Consider the following 15,091-nt stretch of genomic DNA (forward strand, 5'->3'; position numbering starts at 1 on the left):
TTAGCCGATCTCGCTGCGTTGTCCATCAGACAACACTTAGTTGAACAACGCATGAACGTGCGCAACACCTTCTTTTGCCAACTGAAAAGCGATAAACCACATCACCAATCCTACCAGGGTATTGATGATGCGCTGTGCTTTAGCAGTGCGCAGACGCGGAGCCAGCCAGGCCGCCAGCAATGCCAGGCCGAAGAACCACAGAAACGAAGCGCTGACGGTACCCAGCGCAAACCAGCGCTTCGGCTCAACGTCCAGTTGCCCTCCCAGACTCCCCAGCACCACAAAGGTATCCAGGTAAACATGAGGGTTGAGCCAAGTCACCGCCAGCATGGTAGCGATGATTTTCCAGCGGCCCTGCTTCATCACCTCGGCGCTGGCCAGTTCCAGGTTACTGCTCATCGCCGTTTTTAACGCCCCGAAACCGTACCAGAGTAAAAACGCCACCCCACCCCAGGTGACCAGCGCCATTAGCCACAGCGACTGCATCAGCAAGGCGCTACCGCCAAAGATCCCCGCGCAAATCAGCACTAAATCGCTGATAGCGCAGAGTAAAGCAATCATGATGTGATACTGGCGACGGATCCCCTGATTCATCACGAAGGCGTTTTGCGGACCGAGCGGAAGTATCATAGCTGCACCTAGTGCAAGCCCTTGAAAATAATACGATAACACGTTAATCATCCCGAACTGTTTCTCTTAGGAGCAGACTATAGCGCGGGGAAAACATTAGCGGAAATGGATAATTTTAATCAGGGATAAGAGGAATTAATACCGGAGGGAAAATGCCGGACAACGGCTGACGCCTTGTCCGGCCTACAGCTTTTGTCGGCCCGGTAAGCGAAAGCGCCACCGGGCACGCAATTACTCTGCCGCGCGCTCTTTCACACGCTTGAAGTTCACATCCATCTGCGGGTACGGGAAGCTGATACCGTTGGCGTCAAACTCGCGTTTAATACGTTCCAGTACGTCCCAGTAGACGCTTTGCAGATCGCTGCTGTTGCTCCAGACGCGTACGACGAAATTAATCGAGGAAGCACCCAGTTCATTCAGGCGCACCGTCATTTCACGATCTTTAAGGATACGCTCGTCAGACTGAATGATATCGGTGAGGATTTTTTTCACCTGATCGATATCGGAGTCGTAAGCCACGCCGATGATAAATTCGTTACGACGAACTGGCTCACGAGAGAAGTTAATGATGTTCCCGGCAATGATTTTACCGTTTGGGATCACCACAATCTTACCGTCTACGGTACGCATAGTGGTGGAGAAAATCTGCACGTTAAGCACGGTTCCCGCTACGCCGCCGAGGTCTACATACTCACCCGCGCGGAACGGACGGAACATCACCAACAGTACGCCGGCGGCGAGGTTGGACAGTGAACCTTGTAGTGCCAGACCAACGGCTAAACCTGCAGCACCAAGAACGGCAATCACAGAAGCGGTTTGTACCCCAACGCGGCCCAGAGCGGCAATCAGCGTGAACGCGATAATACCGTAGCGCACCAGTGCGGAGAGGAAGTCAGCAACGGTTGCATCAATTTTACGTGCCACCATCAGGCGGTTAACGGTGTTTGATACGATGCGCGCCACAATCATACCGATAATGACAATGGCGATGGCCGCAACGATGTTGACGGCATAGCTTAACAGCAGCTCCTGATTGCGGACCAGCCAGGTGCCCGCACCATTTATGCTGTCGACAACATTCAAATCTTCCATTCAATATTCCTTGGTCATATTAAATATATAGCAAATGAGATCACTCTCACGAAAACGACCTTTTAAAGGTAAACAAAAACGATCGAATATTCCATTTTTCAACATGACCCAACATTATATATAGAAAAAATCAATACTCAGTAGGGTGATCCACCATTCGAAGAAAGCCACTAACCAGAGGATTCTTCCGTTTAAACACATCCGCAATTTCGTTGACCACTTTACCGCTTCCCGCATTCTTCCAGGCAATAGAAAGAGGTGAAGGCTGGCGCGGATTCATAACGTCAAGAACCACTAATGCCCCAGACTCAACATATGGACGACATAACCGTTCAGGTAAAAAACCCACGCCGAGACCGCTCAAATGGCAGGCAAGTTTGGTGCTGAGATCAGGAACCTTGATCTCTTTTTGCCCACTGAGCAACCAAGCAACGCGTCGGGTAAGAGTACGTGAGGTATCTTCGATATTTATCGCCGGATAGCGACGCAGCATATCGTCAGATAACGCTGATCCAGGATGGCTGGCTAGGGGGTGACTCTGTGCCACCACAAATTTCCAGTTAATTTCTCCCAGCGGGAGCAAGGAGATGTTATTGGATAGCGATTCAGATCCGGTTACGCCTATTGCCAATTGAAAGTCGTCATACAGCAGCGAATCCCATACTCCCATGTAAACCTGACGAGAAATTTGAAAACGAGTAAAAGGAAACTGCTGATGCAGCCAGGTCAGTAGGTCCGCCGCGGTTTGCGGTTGATAGAGCAAGTTATTGATAACAATGTTCACCTGCCGTTCAACACCCGCGTTAATTTGTTGAAGTTCATCTGGCATAACATCTAACCAATTAAGCCACTGTCGGCAGTGCTCCAGCAGATGTTGCCCGGCAAGCGTCAGGCTAACGGTTCTCGTGGTGCGCAAAAATATCTGCGTCCCAACCTGCTCTTCCAGCGTTTTAATACGATAGCTGATCGCCGCTGGCGTTTTGTGTAATGAGCAGGCTGCTCGGGAAAAACTTCCCGTCTCAGCGACCCGAATAAATGTACGTATTGTTTCCTGATCGAGCATGCCTTCCCCTTGAATAGCCCGCTTGTGACCATCGCTGTGCTATCGCTATGCCCAGCATGATATCCGCCCCAGAAGTGTGTCCAACAGCGAGCAATCTACGCACGGCAAAATGCGGATCTCGTCCCAATGATAAGCTGCGCATAATCTTCAATACTGGCGTCGCGAAATAGCCAATTCTGGCACTATTGAGATAACTGCAGCTTACCGAAGTTGTGAGTTGCGCAAGTTGATCCGCTGGGGGTAAAAAAGAAGGCTGTTGCGTAAAAATCCCCCCGGTATGCAACACTGCCATCATCCCCGTCAGCACATCATCGCCGCTGGGTGTTAATCCAGGTCCCCGGCCAATAAGCCATCGCCAGTCAGGCACTGAGCCCAAGCGCCAGCATTCAAGTTGCGCCAGGATTTCCTGATAATATGGCATAGTTTCTGGCGGTTGATTCAACGCACCGCATAAGCCGGTTTGATGCGAATAACATGAGAGATCTACGGGGATCAAAGCGTTAGCTTGCAGTTGTAGTTCGAGAATTCGACGAGAGCAAACCATCATGTTCTGCACTCGCAAAATGTTTCCTTGCTTGAAGATACGAGAAATGTGAGCAAAGCTGGAGAATTGCTTAGTATTCAACAACACTCCCGCTGGCCCCATACCCTTACCATACCGAAATAGCGTAAGCAGCCCACCCTCAGGATGACAAAAGTTAATCGCTTGCGAGAAACGACTGTGCAATGTCCATTCACCATCCGGAAGTCGATCAAGTCCGGCACAAGCCAGCGCGTTGATGATCATCATCGGTATACTCCGATTTGCCGGATGAAGGCCTCGCCTTATCCGGCCTACAAAATGCATTCACCTGCAGGCCGGATAAGACGCATTTCGTCACCATCCGGCACCTTATCATGCGGTAATGTGGTGCTCTTCCGCCAGCGCCTCCAGCGCTTTTTCAAAGCACAGCAGCGGTGCACGTACTGTTCCAGCCCCAACCTGACCAATCCCTGCTTCACGGTGGGCAATACCGGTATTAATCAATGGCGTAATCCCTGTTTCTACTACACGGCGGATATCAAGCCCCAGACACGCCCCCTTGAAATCCCATGATGGGATTTGGAATAGCGGGTTATTCGCAAGATAAATTTCTGCCATCTCTTCAGAGGTTTCCAGCGCCGCGCCCATACCACCCGCACCAACAAAACGCGTCACACCCGGTGCGGCAATCATTGCAGCGCCGCCAATGCCCAACGTTTCGGTTATCGCGCTGTCACCGATATCCGGATTAGCATCAGTCTGGCTATAACCCGTAAAGAAGAGTCCCTGTGGCGTGTTCACTGGTGCGGTGAACCAACGATCGCCTGTACCGCTGACGCGAATTCCGAACTCACGACCGTTGCGGGTCATTGCTGTCACCACCGATCCGGCTTTAATCACTGCAGCTGCATCCATAACCGCTTTGCTGTATGCCATCGCCAGGTTGAGGAAGAACTGATCGGTTACGCTCAGGAATTGCAGCACCTCAATGATTTCCGCCTTCGGACGATCCAGTCCCGCAATAACCGGCGACAACGTGCGCAGCAACAGAGAAGATGCAGCAATATTACGCTGATGGAACTCATCGCCCATCGTGATTGCCTGGGCCATCATTGCTGTCAGATCAATGCCGTTTTCCATGCCGGATAATGCTTCCTGAAGCACCGGAGCCAGGGTATCGCGCATCCAACGAAGCCGGGTTTGTACATCGTCACCATAAGCGCCAAAGCGCATCACTTTGCCAATCCCTTCGTTCAGGTTGCAGCAGGACTGATTGCCATGCACCATGTCACGTACAACCAGTACCGGCATGTTCGCGGAGGTGATGCCGCCCATAGGCCCTACTGCGCCCACATGATGACAAGGAATAAATTCCACCTCACCTTGCTCAAGCAGTCGAATGGCCTCTTCTTCCGTCACTGCCCAACCCTCAAACAGCAATGCGCCAATACAGGCACCACGCATCGGCCCAGTCATATCAGCCCAAACAATCGGCGGACCGGCATGCAGTAATTTACGCCCGGAAGAGAGTTCGGCAACGGCCTCTTTGGCCGGACAAACGGCAACCCAGTGCGGGCGCGCAGATTTAATACGTTCAATAATAGCGTCGTTAGCCTGTGCAATAGATGAATACATATCGGTACCTCTGAAATTAATGTAACTGCTTGAGTAAACTGGCAAGATGGGTGTTACCGCCGGCAATTGGAGCCCATTGATAATGCGCTACCGGCGTACCGCTACTTTGCAGATCTATCGCAAAGCTACGCAGCCCTGCGTTAATCACGTGGATGCCATCCAGCAAGGGATTGTGGTCAGGCACGGCGCTAGTATCCTGATAATGGGTCAGGCTAATGGCGAGCAAAACAGCCTCTTCCAATGTTTCCACCACCGAGATGCCTGCTGCTCGCAAAATATCGATTTGATCGCTACGCCCCTGCGGATCAGCGTCCGTACCAGTCAGGGTCGCGATGGTCACCAGCGGTTCGGCGCGGTTGTCGCGAACCCGCTCAACCGCATCAACTACAGCACCTGCCGGGTCGGCACATGCGCCAAAGCCCAATACGATATCAAGCAGCAGCACGCCCACATCAGGAATTGCAGCCAGTTTTTCGATTTCAATGCTGCGCGTCGTTGGGTCGATCATCGGGTGCGGTCTGCCCAGGGTGTAGCTGTCGTCGCCAAGGTCAACAATGCGATGCCCGTTCGCCTCCAGCATGACGCCATTGGCATGACTTTCACTAACCGGTACGCCAATCCCTACAGAGAGCAGCATTGCGGCCTCTGCGGCGAGGGTACCTCCGGCATAGAGACCATAAATTCCTTTACCGGTGACCTTCGGCTGAAGCACCTGCTGCTGCGACACTCGCATCAGCAGAACAGCCAACTGCGCCGCATCCGACAGCGAATTCGCCAGCCAGACGTTCCCTTCACGGCGTTGCTCCGGCTTGCTGCCAAGAAAAAGCGCTACCACTGGTTTACCGACCTTCTGCATCGCAGCAATAATGCGGGTTCTGACCTGCGGTGATGGTGGTTTTGACACAAAAGCAATGATTTGTGTTATTTCATCTGCGGCCAACATTTCAAGCGCGGTTAGCGCGCTAATCCCTCCGACTTCCGCGCTCAGATCACGTCCGCCCAGACCAATAGCATGGCTTATCCCCTGCTGATGTAGAGCTATCTGCGACGTGATTTCCTGAATACCGGTACCTGATGCGCCAATGACCCCAATTCCCCCCTCTGGCAAAACGTTGGCAAAAGCCAGTGGGCTGCCGGCAATCATCGCAGTACCGCAGTCTGGCCCCATCACGATCAGCCCGCGCTCACGCGCCAGAATTTTCAGTTCCACTTCTTGTTCCAGCGGCACGTTATCGGAAAACATCATCACGTTCATACCGGCTAACAGCCCATCTCTGGCGACCGAGGCGGCGTATTCACCGGCCACAGAAACCAGCAGTAAATTAGCCTGCGGCAGTTTCTGGCAGGCACTTTCCCAGCGGCGTGCTTTCAACAGCTGTTGCGAACTACCTGACGAGGTGGCGATGGCGCTCAGCTCTTTTTCCAACTGCTCACGGATTAATCCGAGGATCTCCGGTTGCTCTTCATGGGTTCGTGCCGCAACACAAATATCGTTTGGCGTGGCATCGGCAAAATCGTCGTGCCAGAAACCCGTGGAATCCAGCATGGCTTTATTCGCTGGTGTTCCCATCATGACAGAAACTTGATCGACCTCCGGGTGCTCACTTAATTTACGAGAAATAATCATCAAGCTGACGGAGTCCTGAAAACTTCCTTTTTTAATAAAGGCATAAATCATTACCGCTACCTCTCAAGTACGTTTTTCTTTCAAAAACAACATTGCCACTAGTCCGATGCCCAACAGTATGGCGGACACATAGAAACTGGATGCCAGACTACCGGTTATATCGCGTGCCGCACCGGCAATAATCGGTGCCAGAATGGACGAACTCATGCCGATAAAATTAAATAAACCAAAAGCAGTACTGTAATTATTTTCATCGACGCTATCAGCCACCAGCGCGACGAGAACCGGATCCAGTGCTAATTTGCCTACCAGACCGTAAACACACAAAGCGATAACTACGCCTGTCATATTCGGCATCCAAATAATTGACAGCATACTAATAATAGCTACTGGCACGAGGAAAAGGATTAACGGTTTACGTTTACCCAATTTGTCCGACAGGCTTGAGAATAACAGCGCCCCAGGAATTGAAATCCAGGCCACCAGCGATGAAATAAACCCGGTTTCACTACCAGCAATACCGCGCTCACTTTGCAGATAATAAGGAAGCCATGTAAGAATGACGAAGAACCCAAACAGGCTACAAAACACCATAATATAGGTTAGAATTAAATTCCGGTTCTTCAGGAGGTCGCTAAATTTACCTTTTTGTACCTGTTTACCATCGGCATCCGCGACCCGCTTTTTCTCTTTCACAAATAGCCAAATGGCGACACCAACCAGTACTGACGGGATAGCCATTGCATAAAACGGCATGCGCCATGAGAAGCCCTTTTCATAGACCAGCCAGCTTGAAGCCATCAGCCCCAGCGCAATACCGAAGGCCATACCACTGTTGATGATCGCACTGCCCAATGAGCGGTATTTTTTGGGGATTTGCTCAGAGGATAAGCCGTATTGTGGTCCGTAGTACGTACCCTCTCCTGCACCGGTTATCACCCGTGCAAATAGCAGCGTGTACCAACTTTTTGCCCAACCAGTTACCGCAGTGAAAACACCAAACAGAATAAAGCCAGGCACCAGCACTTTTTTCTTACCAATTTTATCACCCAGAATTCCTGCCGGAACCTGTAATAAAGCATAAGAAAAATAGAAAACAGAATTAAGAATACCTAATTGCGTTCCGCTCAAACCAAACTCTTTCTCCAATTCACCCATCACCGGGTTCAATATTGTCCGATCGGCATACATGAAGATCCATCCTAGCCAGAACAGAAAAATAGTGACCCACCAGGCCGGCATTCCTTTTTTCTTTGTGACCTCAGTCACTTCACATGATTCAGACATAAACTGTCTCCGAACATTAGCTTCCCCAACAGATGAGGAAAGAGGTTTAAACTAAATCTACCTTATCGGGCAAAATCATCTTTTCTTTTGAACAAAGTCACACAAAATCTATTGTCTTAAATTCCTAGTGATTGACACTAGCATTATTAAAAAAAATCTAACAATCATTATTAAATCAATTTAAATAAGCGCCATGCACATTAACCAATGATTTTTTAGGTTCCTGGTATTGTTGGGTTAGTCACATTATAAAAAAACAATCACGATATTTTTACCGCGAAATATTATTCACATTGAGGTCATAATGAAAAAGAAACTGGTTATTGCCCTAGGCGGCAATGCGTTATTACAGCGCGGTGAAATTCTGAGTGCAGAAAACCAACAACGAAACATTAAGCTTTTTTCCCAAATGGTCACTTCACTGACGCGGGATTACCAACTGGTGATTGTTCACGGGAATGGGCCGCAGGTGGGCCTACTGGCACTGCAAAATGCAGCATACCTGGAATCCCCCGCCTGGCCGCTGGACATTCTGGTCGCCGAAAGCCAGGGGATGATTGGCATCGCAATAGCTGAGGCGCTCACAAATTCCGCTGGTAGTGTTCCCGTTACGACGCTGATGACGCGTGTAGAGGTCAACCCACAGGATGAGGCCTTTTCTGCGCCAGGCAAGTATATCGGCCCAGTCTACCAACCGGAGCAACAAGAGGAACTGGAGGCTCGCTACGGCTGGACGATGAAGGCCGATGGACAATACATTCGTCGGGTCGTTCCCTCACCAACGCCACAGAACATTATCGACAGCCAAGCGATTCATGCGCTAATGGAAGTAGGACACACGGTGATTTGCTGCGGCGGTGGCGGCGTTCCGGTTGTCGCCGAAGATGACGGGTATAAGGGCACCGAAGCGGTGATCGATAAAGACCTGACGGCGGCGGTACTGGCCAGCTCCATTAATGCCGATCACCTGCTGATTCTGACTGATGCCGATGCAGTCTATGAAAATTGGGGAACTCCGCAGGCACGCGCATTGCGGCACGTAACAGCAGAGGAAATGTCGCCTTTTGCCTCACCTGACGGCGCAATGGGACCAAAAGCAGCGGCTGTTATCCAGTTCGCTAAGCAGACCGGTAATACTGCGTTTATCGGCGCGTTAAAAGACGCCCCGCTGATTCTGGCTGGCGAGAAAGGCACCTGCGTAACACCGTAATCTTTTTCCGGATGCGGCAACGCCTTATCTGGCTACAGCGACAGCCAGCAGTACATTGAAATGGCAATAAAAAAGGCCCGCATTTGCGGGCCTCATGTCACGTAGAACGGCGTAAATTACAGAACGTCAACCGCGTTCAGTTCTTTGAAAGCCTGTTCCAGACGGGTGATCATGGTTGCCTGACCAGCACGCAGCCATACGCGCGGATCGTAGTATTTCTTGTTCGGCTGATCTTCGCCTTTCGGGTTGCCCAGCTGGCCCTGCAGGTAAGCTTCGTTTGCTTTGTAGTAGTTCAGAACGCCTTCCCAGGTAGCCCATTGGGTATCGGTGTCGATGTTCATTTTCACTACGCCGTAGCTTACGGAGTCTTTGATTTCCTGAGCAGTAGAACCGGAACCGCCGTGGAAGACGAAGTTCAGGCTGTTGTGCGGCAGGTTATGTTTCTTAGAAACATAGTCCTGAGAGTCGCGCAGGATGGTCGGGGTCAGAACGACGTTACCCGGCTTGTAAACGCCGTGTACGTTACCGAAGGAAGCGGCGATGGTGAAACGCGGGCTGATTTTGCTCAGCTCGGTGTATGCGTAATCAACGTCTTCCGGCTGGGTGTACAGTGCGGAAGCGTCCATGTGGCTGTTGTCCACGCCGTCTTCTTCGCCACCGGTGCAACCCAGTTCGATTTCCAGGGTCATGCCCATTTTGGACATGCGCGCCAGGTATTTGGAGCAGATTTCGATGTTCTCTTCCAGAGACTCTTCAGACAGGTCGATCATGTGAGAAGAGAACAGCGGTTTACCGGTTGCTGCGAAGTGTTTTTCACCCGCGTCCAGCAGACCGTCGATCCACGGCAGCAGTTTCTTCGCGCAGTGGTCAGTGTGCAGAATAACCGGAACACCGTAGTGTTCAGCCATCTGGTGAACGTGATGCGCGCCAGAGATAGCACCCAGGATTGCAGCGCCCTGAGGAACGTCGGACTTCACGCCTTTACCCGCGATGAAAGAAGCACCACCGTTGGAGAACTGTACGATTACCGGCGCTTTAACTTTTGCAGCGGTTTCCAGAACGGCGTTGATGGAGTCGGTACCAACGCAGTTAACTGCTGGCAGAGCAAAATTGTTTTCTTTAGCTACCTGGAAAACTTTCTGTACGTCATCACCAGTGATTACGCCTGGTTTTACGAAATCAAAAATTTTAGACATGTTGCGGGTCCTGTATCTTCGGCCTTGGAAAGGGCGCGCGCTCTATAGCACGCTAATAATTGGGCAGGTTTCCCTGCCCATTAAATTCTTACTTTTTAGCGCGCTCTTCGAGCATCGCTACTGCTGGCAGTACTTTGCCTTCCACGAATTCGAGGAATGCGCCGCCGCCAGTTGAGATGTAGGAGATTTTGTCAGCAATGCCGAACAGGTCGATTGCTGCCAGGGTGTCACCGCCGCCTGCGATAGAGAATGCTTCGCTGTCTGCGATAGCGTTAGCAACGATTTCAGTACCTTTGCGGAAGTTCGGGAATTCGAACACGCCAACCGGGCCATTCCACAGAATGGTTTTCGCATTCTTCAGGATGTCAGCCAGCTGCTGTGCAGAAGCGTCGCCGATGTCCAGGATCTGCTCGTCTTCTTTCACATCGCTAACGGACTTCAAAGTAGCCGGTGCAGTTTCAGAGAATTCAGTCGCTACGCGAACGTCGGTTGGGACCGGGATGTCGCAAGTGGTCAGCAGACGCTTAGCTTCTTCAACCAGGTCAGCTTCGTACAGGGATTTACCCACGTTGTGGCCTTGAGCGGCAACGAAGGTGTTTGCGATACCACCGCCAACGATCAGCTGGTCAGCGATTTTTGACAGAGAATCCAGAACGGTCAGTTTGGTAGAAACTTTAGAACCGCCAACGATAGCAACCATCGGACGAGCAGGTTCTTTCAGCGCTTTACCCAGTGCATCCAGCTCAGCAGCCAGCAGAGGACCTGCGCAAGCTACATCAGCGAATTTACCGATACCGTGAGTAGAAGCCTGTGCACGGTGAGCTGTACCGAAAGCGTCCATTACGAATACGTCGCACAGCGCAGCATATTTTTTGGACAGTGCTTCGTCGTCTTTCTTCTCGCCTTTGTTGAAGCGAACGTTTTCCAGAACCACCAGTTCACCGGCAGCGACTTCAACGCCGTCCAGGTAATCTTTTACCAGGCGAACCGGAGCAGACAGTTTGTCTTTCAGGTAGTTAACAACCGGCAGCAGAGAGAATTCTTCGTTGTACTCGCCTTCGGTAGGACGACCCAGGTGGGAAGTTACCATCACTTTTGCACCCTGTTTCAGGGCCAGCTCGATGGTTGGCAGTGAAGCACGGATACGCGCATCGCTGGTTACTTTCCCTTCTTTAACTGGTACGTTCAGGTCCGCACGGATAAAAACGCGTTTACCAGCCAGATCCAGATCGGTCATCTTAATTACAGACATGGTGAATCCTCTCGTTGATTCATAAAGTTTTGTCGACGCTCAAGCGTCGAGCCTGAAACCAATAGCAGCCATCGCTAACGTAGTGTCGAGCATACGGTTAGCAAAGCCCCATTCATTATCACACCAGACCAGCGTTTTGATCAGGTGAGCGCCACTCACACGCGTTTGCGTACCATCAACGATGGCGCTGTGCGGGTCGTGGTTAAAATCTACAGAGACCAACGGTAATTCCGTATAGTCAACTATACCATGAAATGCACCTTGTGCTGCTTTTTGCAGCAACTGGTTGACTTCACTGGCTTTTACTGGTTTTTTCACCGTCACACTTAAGTCGATCGCCGTCACATTTATGGTCGGTACACGCACCGCTATCGCTTCAAAACGATCGTTAAACTGCGGGAAAATTCGCGTGATGCCCGCCGCCAGTTTGGTATCAACCGGAATAATCGACTGGCTGGCCGCTCGCGTGCGACGCAGGTCAGGATGATAAGCATCAATAACCTGCTGATCGTGCATCGCGGAGTGGATCGTGGTGACGGTACCAGACTCAATGCCGTAAGCATCATCCAGCAATTTAATGACGGGTATTATGCAATTCGTGGTGCAGGAAGCGTTGGAAACGATCCGGTGCTCAGCGCGCAGCTGATCCTGATTAACGCCATACACAACGGTTGCGTCGATGTCGTGACTACCAGGATGTGAAAAGAGCACTTTTTTTGCACCAGCGGCAATATGCGCCTCGCCGTGTTCGCGATTGCCGAAGACCCCCGTACAATCCAGCACGATGTCGACACCCAGTTCGCGCCATGGAAGCGCATCGAGTGTTCGCTCATGCAGAATGCGGATCGCGTCATCGCCAACGATGAGCTGGTCACGTTCCTGACGAACATCCCAGGCAAAACGTCCATGGCTGGTGTCATATTTCAACAAATGCGCCATGCCTGCAGCATCCGCAAGTTCGTTGATTGCCACCACGGTGATTTCCGCCCGACGCCCGGATTCATACAAAGCACGAACCACGTTGCGTCCGATGCGACCGAAACCATTAATCGCTACGCGTACGGTCATAGGTCTCCTGCAAGGATTTCTCAGAAACGATGTGGCAGACAGAGTAATGCAGCAAATCGCTCAGGGAAACCTTACCTGTCGCAAACTGCGACTAATTGGTTAATTGTCGAACATTTAATCGACTGAAACGCTTCAGCTAGAATAAGCGAAACGCGGAATAAAAGGAATGATTGTCCAGCAACAGAACACAATTATCTGACTTGCGTCACATTTCAACGCCCTTCAACGCTAAATTTATTCCATATTCCAGAATGACGAATAACCGTAACAAAATTATTTCGTTGTCGTGTTACACAACCTGATTTAAATCAGAAAGCCCCCTAACCAACATCTAATCACCAGCGCAAGGTGCGAGTCCCGGAACTCCTCAACGATGGCCGCAGGCGCTCTGGATAGCAGACTGCGCCATGCGATTGCGCAACGCGCGGCGCGTTCCTGAAAAGCAAAAAAAACGGGCCGCCTGAGCGACCCGTTTTCACCTGTAATCGAAATTACAGCAGTTCTTTTGCTTTCGCGACAACGTTGTCTACGGTGAAGCCGAACTCTTCAAACAGCAGCTCTGCCGGAGCAGACTCACCGAAGGTGGTCATACCGACGATAGCGCCATTCAGGCCCACGTATTTGAACCAGTAGTCGGCGATACCCGCTTCAATTGCCACACGAGCAGAGACAGCTTTCGGCAGCACGGATTCGCGGTAAGCGGCATCCTGCTTGTCGAACGCGTCGGTAGACGGCATGGAAACCACGCGCGCCTTCACGCCTTCGGCAGTCAGTTTGTCCCACGCAGCCACAGCCAGCTCAACTTCAGAACCGGTAGCGATGAAGATCAGTTCCGGTTGACCGTCGCAGTCTTTCAGCACGTAACCACCGCGAGCGATGTTTGCCAGCTGCTCTTCGGTACGCTCCTGCTGTGCCAGGTTCTGGCGGGAGAGGATCAGCGCGGTCGGGCCGTCCTGACGCTCAACGCCGTATTTCCACGCAACGGCGGATTCAACCTGGTCACACGGACGCCATGTGCTCATGTTCGGGGTCACACGCAGAGAAGCAACCTGCTCTACCGGCTGGTGAGTCGGGCCGTCTTCGCCCAGACCGATGGAGTCGTGGGTGTAGACCATTACCTGACGCTGTTTCATCAGCGCAGCCATACGCACCGCATTACGGGCATATTCCACGAACATCAGGAAGGTGGAGGTGTACGGCAGGAAACCACCGTGCAGGGAGATACCGTTCGCGATAGCGGTCATACCGAATTCGCGCACACCGTAATGGATGTAGTTACCGGCAGTATCTTCGTTAATTGCTTTCGAACCAGACCACAGCGTCAGGTTAGACGGTGCCAGGTCAGCGGAGCCGCCGAGGAATTCAGGCAGCAGAGGACCGAAGGCTTCAATCGCATTCTGAGAAGCTTTACGGCTGGCAATTTTCGCCGGATTAGCCTGCAGCTTAGCAATGAACTCGTTCGCTTTTGCGTCGAAGTCAGACGGCATTTCACCTTTCATACGACGGGTGAATTCAGCCGCTTCCTGCGGGAAGGCTTTCGCATAAGCAGCGAACTTCTCGTTCCATGCAGCTTCTTTTGCCTGACCGGCTTCTTTCGCATCCCACTGCGCGTAGATTTCAGACGGGATTTCGAACGGCGCGTATTTCCAGCCCAGCTGTTCACGGGTCAGTGCGATTTCTGCATCGCCCAGCGGTGCACCGTGAGAGTCATGAGTACCCGCTTTGTTCGGGGAACCGAAACCGATGATGGTTTTGCACATCAGCAGGGACGGTTTGTCAGTCACTGCGCGTGCTTCTTCAACTGCGCGCTTAATCGCGTCAGCATCGTGGCCATCAACGCCACGAACCACGTGCCAGCCGTAAGCTTCAAAACGCTTCGCGGTGTCATCGGTGAACCAGCCTTCAACGTGGCCATCGATAGAGATGCCGTTGTCATCGTAGAACGCAACCAGTTTGCCCAGCTTCAGCGTACCAGCCAGGGAACATACCTCGTGAGAGATACCTTCCATCATGCAGCCGTCACCCATGAAAGCGTAGGTGAAGTGGTCAACGATGTCGTGACCTGGACGGTTAAACTGCGCCGCCAGCGTTTTTTCAGCGATAGCCATACCCACTGCATTCGCAATGCCCTGACCCAAAGGACCCGTAGTGGTTTCAACACCCGCGGTGTAACCCACTTCCGGGTGACCCGGAGTTTTGGAGTGCAGCTGACGGAAGTTCTGCAGCTCGGACATCGGCAGATCATAGCCGGTGAGGTGCAGCAGGCTATAAATCAGCATGGATCCGTGACCGTTGGACAGCACGAAGCGGTCGCGGTCAGCCCAGGACGGGTTAGTCGGGTTGTGGTTCAGGAAATCACGCCACAGGACTTCGGCAATGTCAGCCATACCCATCGGGGCACCCGGGTGACCGGATTTGGCTTTCTGTACTGCGTCCATGCTCAGCGCACGAATAGCATTGGCAAGCTCTTTACGTGAGGACATTTTGACTCCAGATCGGATAATGAAG

At 51.8% G+C, this 15,091-nt stretch carries 12 protein-coding genes; 1 reads left to right on the top strand and 11 read right to left on the bottom strand.

Going from position 1 to position 15,091, the window contains the following annotated elements; all coding sequences use genetic code 11:
• Window positions 1–36: 36 nt before the first annotated feature.
• The 7 genes from argO to BZK41_RS15030 form a co-directional block, all read right to left on the bottom strand.
• Entirely contained in the window at window positions 37–672 is a 636-nt protein-coding gene (gene argO / locus BZK41_RS15000; protein WP_079938692.1) for an arginine exporter ArgO, read from the bottom strand.
• Window positions 673–861: 189 nt separating this feature from the next.
• Complete coding sequence (locus BZK41_RS15005; protein WP_079938656.1) at window positions 862–1,722, bottom strand: small-conductance mechanosensitive channel MscS; 861 nt, start codon at window positions 1,720–1,722, stop codon at window positions 862–864.
• Between the two features lie 130 nt (window positions 1,723–1,852).
• The gene (allS, locus tag BZK41_RS15010) at window positions 1,853–2,785 is read right to left on the bottom strand and encodes an HTH-type transcriptional activator AllS (protein WP_079938657.1); all 933 of its coding nucleotides are present in this window, start codon (window positions 2,783–2,785) and stop codon (window positions 1,853–1,855) included.
• The gene (locus BZK41_RS15015) at window positions 2,742–3,575 is read right to left on the bottom strand and encodes a DUF2877 domain-containing protein (RefSeq protein WP_079938658.1); all 834 of its coding nucleotides are present in this window, start codon (window positions 3,573–3,575) and stop codon (window positions 2,742–2,744) included. The genes allS and BZK41_RS15015 overlap by 44 nt, the downstream gene beginning before the upstream one ends.
• Before the next feature lie 105 nt (window positions 3,576–3,680).
• A complete protein-coding gene (locus tag BZK41_RS15020) occupies window positions 3,681–4,943 on the bottom strand; it encodes a DUF1116 domain-containing protein (protein ID WP_079938659.1) in 1,263 nt (420 codons plus the stop codon).
• A gap of 16 nt (window positions 4,944–4,959) precedes the next feature.
• Window positions 4,960–6,621 carry an acyl-CoA synthetase FdrA gene (locus tag BZK41_RS15025; RefSeq protein WP_079938660.1) on the bottom strand — a complete coding sequence of 554 codons (1,662 nt, stop codon included), beginning with the start codon at window positions 6,619–6,621 and terminating at the stop codon, window positions 4,960–4,962.
• A gap of 12 nt (window positions 6,622–6,633) precedes the next feature.
• Entirely contained in the window at window positions 6,634–7,857 is a 1,224-nt protein-coding gene (locus BZK41_RS15030) for an MFS transporter (protein ID WP_079938661.1), read from the bottom strand.
• Window positions 7,858–8,161: 304 nt separating this feature from the next.
• On the opposite strand from BZK41_RS15030, the gene BZK41_RS15035 reads away from it, so the two are divergent.
• The gene (locus BZK41_RS15035) at window positions 8,162–9,067 is read left to right on the top strand and encodes a carbamate kinase (protein ID WP_079938662.1); all 906 of its coding nucleotides are present in this window, start codon (window positions 8,162–8,164) and stop codon (window positions 9,065–9,067) included.
• Window positions 9,068–9,183: 116 nt separating this feature from the next.
• Here the strand turns inward: BZK41_RS15035 and fbaA are convergent, their stop codons facing one another.
• The 4 genes from fbaA to tkt all read right to left on the bottom strand — a co-directional run bounded on the left by fbaA (window position 9,184) and on the right by tkt (window position 15,066).
• Complete coding sequence (gene fbaA, locus BZK41_RS15040; protein WP_003027029.1) at window positions 9,184–10,263, bottom strand: class II fructose-bisphosphate aldolase; 1,080 nt, start codon at window positions 10,261–10,263, stop codon at window positions 9,184–9,186.
• Window positions 10,264–10,351: 88 nt separating this feature from the next.
• Window positions 10,352–11,515, bottom strand: coding sequence for a phosphoglycerate kinase (gene pgk / locus BZK41_RS15045; protein WP_079938663.1), 1,164 nt, complete (start codon window positions 11,513–11,515; stop codon window positions 10,352–10,354).
• A gap of 39 nt (window positions 11,516–11,554) precedes the next feature.
• Window positions 11,555–12,583, bottom strand: a complete 1,029-nt coding sequence (epd, locus tag BZK41_RS15050; protein WP_008785759.1) for an erythrose-4-phosphate dehydrogenase — start codon at window positions 12,581–12,583, stop codon at window positions 11,555–11,557.
• A gap of 491 nt (window positions 12,584–13,074) precedes the next feature.
• Entirely contained in the window at window positions 13,075–15,066 is a 1,992-nt protein-coding gene (tkt, locus tag BZK41_RS15055) for a transketolase (RefSeq protein ID WP_079938664.1), read from the bottom strand.
• Window positions 15,067–15,091 lie beyond the last annotated feature (25 nt).

This window comes from Citrobacter sp. A316, assembly GCF_002042945.1.
GTDB classification, from domain to species: Bacteria; Pseudomonadota; Gammaproteobacteria; order Enterobacterales; family Enterobacteriaceae; genus Citrobacter; species Citrobacter portucalensis.

Coding starts and splice junctions, on each gene's coding strand:
- BZK41_RS15005 (WP_079938656.1), bottom strand. CDS start 1,722: ATGGAAGATTTGAATGTTGTCGACAGCATAAATGGTGCGGGCACCTGG.
- BZK41_RS15030 (WP_079938661.1), bottom strand. CDS start 7,857: ATGTCTGAATCATGTGAAGTGACTGAGGTCACAAAGAAAAAAGGAATG.
- epd (WP_008785759.1), bottom strand. CDS start 12,583: ATGACCGTACGCGTAGCGATTAATGGTTTCGGTCGCATCGGACGCAAC.
- pgk (WP_079938663.1), bottom strand. CDS start 11,515: ATGTCTGTAATTAAGATGACCGATCTGGATCTGGCTGGTAAACGCGTT.
- fbaA (WP_003027029.1), bottom strand. CDS start 10,263: ATGTCTAAAATTTTTGATTTCGTAAAACCAGGCGTAATCACTGGTGAT.
- allS (WP_079938657.1), bottom strand. CDS start 2,785: ATGCTCGATCAGGAAACAATACGTACATTTATTCGGGTCGCTGAGACG.
- tkt (WP_079938664.1), bottom strand. CDS start 15,066: ATGTCCTCACGTAAAGAGCTTGCCAATGCTATTCGTGCGCTGAGCATG.
- BZK41_RS15015 (WP_079938658.1), bottom strand. CDS start 3,575: ATGATGATCATCAACGCGCTGGCTTGTGCCGGACTTGATCGACTTCCG.
- BZK41_RS15035 (WP_079938662.1), top strand. CDS start 8,162: ATGAAAAAGAAACTGGTTATTGCCCTAGGCGGCAATGCGTTATTACAG.
- BZK41_RS15025 (WP_079938660.1), bottom strand. CDS start 6,621: ATGATTTATGCCTTTATTAAAAAAGGAAGTTTTCAGGACTCCGTCAGC.
- BZK41_RS15020 (WP_079938659.1), bottom strand. CDS start 4,943: ATGTATTCATCTATTGCACAGGCTAACGACGCTATTATTGAACGTATT.